General features: G+C 42.7%; 3 protein-coding genes. All 3 read left to right on the top strand.

Going from position 1 to position 1932, the window contains the following annotated elements:
- The coding region (locus A3738_RS25180; RefSeq protein WP_068763936.1) for an NUDIX domain-containing protein at positions 1-467 on the top strand (467 nt) is incomplete at its 5' end.
- Positions 468-470: 3 nt separating this feature from the next.
- Complete coding sequence (locus A3738_RS25175; protein WP_068475315.1) at positions 471-923, top strand: DUF1249 domain-containing protein; 453 nt, start codon at positions 471-473, stop codon at positions 921-923.
- A gap of 244 nt (positions 924-1167) precedes the next feature.
- Positions 1168-1932, top strand: a 765-nt coding sequence (gene cpdA / locus A3738_RS25170) for a 3',5'-cyclic-AMP phosphodiesterase (protein WP_068763935.1), incomplete at its 3' end; no start/stop codon positions are given.

The raw sequence follows: 1932 nt of genomic DNA, 5'->3' as shown, positions 1-1932 counted from the left end.
GTGATGCGAGTTGTGTCTTGCTCTATGACCCAGATAAGGATTCGATTGTGCTCGTTGAGCAATTTCGTATTGGTGGACTTCATCATTCAGACTCACCTTGGATGCTTGAGCTTGTTGCCGGTATCAACGAAGAATCAGAGTTGCCAGCTGATGTTGTGGTGCGTGAAGCGCAAGAAGAAGCGGGTGCAGATGTATTGGATTTGATGCATATCTATGAGTTTTATCCGTCTCCAGGAGGCTCTACCGAGCGCATTCACTTATTTGTTGGCTTGGTTCATAGCGAAGGTCTTGGTGGTGTGCATGGCCTTGAAGAAGAAGGTGAAGACATAAAGGTGCATGTTATAGGGTTTGATAAAGCTATGGAGATGCTCAAAGATAATAAAATTGATAATTCCCCAGCGATCATTGCCTTGCAATGGTTGGCGTTAAACAAACAAGACGTTAACGAGCATTGGTCAGGTAAATAGTTCGTGGTTAGAAAATACGTTCCAGATATCTCTCATCTGAATGCTTTGTTTGAAAGCAACTATCGCCGCTTAATGAAATTACTGCATCTTGTTGATGAAGGTGATGAGCTAAATATTTCTTTGTATAACGGATCTCATTTTATTGGGACGGTTCATGCTCAAAATATCGAGACCTCAAAATACACCGACACAATTTTACTAGAGCAAGTCTCCTCAGCAGGGCCTTGGCTGAATAATCCATCTTTAATGGTTCGTCTTTATCATGATGCGGCTGTTGCGGAGGTCATTAGTCGTAAAGGGTATCGAGCACTTTCTGGTGTGAACTCTTACCCAAATAAAGATATGAATCTGCCGGATGAGAAAACGCAGCTGAATCGTTTTTTATCAGAATGGTTGAGTTTTTGTTTGCGCTACGGGATTTGTGATACACACCCGTTTAACCCGAGTAAACTGTGAAGCTCGTGCTAGACGCGCCATCAAGTTCGCTTTAACTTTATTGTGTGTGAAACATAGCGTCTTATCTTTAAGGGCATAGAAACAGCATAAAAATGAATACAATAAATAGCTGTCACCCTTAAAGCGCAATACGAGACAGAACGACTAGTTTGTCTATACTAATTTGTCATCGTACTGTCGAATGATTGAATAAAACGTTATTTGCACTGAGCGTGTAAGCATTAACAACTAGAGCCGAACTCCAATGCACCAGAAGGACTATGCAGTGAAGGTGCTGCATATCACAGATTGCCATCTTAATGCAGACAGAAGTAGAGACCTGTTAGGTATCAATACTTTTGATAGCTTGAATGCCGTGTTAAATGACATCAAGGCAGATGGTCAGCAGCCAGATTGTATTCTCGTGACTGGCGATATTTCTCAAGATGGATCTGTCGAAGCCTACCAAACGATGAAAGAGATGCTGTCTGATTTCACCTGTCCAATTCGTTGGTTTGCAGGTAACCATGATGCACGTTCAAATATGTCATCGGTGATCGGCGAGGGCGAAGAGCTCCAGAAAACCTTGGTTGTCGGTGATTGGGAAATCATTCTTTTAGATTCTTTATCCCCAGGGAATGTTCATGGTGAGTTGAGCGACTCAGAGCTGAACTTACTGGAGACTTCTTTAGCTTCTTCCTCTGCGAACAATACGATGGTGTGTTTGCATCATCACCCAATTCCTATTGGTGCAAAGTGGCTCGATAACATCGGCTTGCATCGTCCTGAAGCATTTTTAGATGCGGTCTCGAAAGATCAGTCAGTAAAAGCTGTTTTGTGGGGGCATATACATCAGGAATTTGATCAGAGTATTGATGGAAAGCGCTGGTTGGCTTCTCCTTCAACATGCATACAGTTTAAACCGCAGTCTGAAGACTTTGCTTTAGATAAGTTGGCTCCAGGGTATCGTTGGCTGACTTTACATTCTGATGGTTCCTTCGAAACGGAAGTGAAGCGAGCAAATGAGTTT

The sequence above is a fragment of the Oleiphilus sp. HI0066 genome (genome assembly GCF_001635725.1).
Note: the sequence above shows the minus strand (reverse complement) of the source record. Positions and strands in the feature narration are given on the sequence as shown.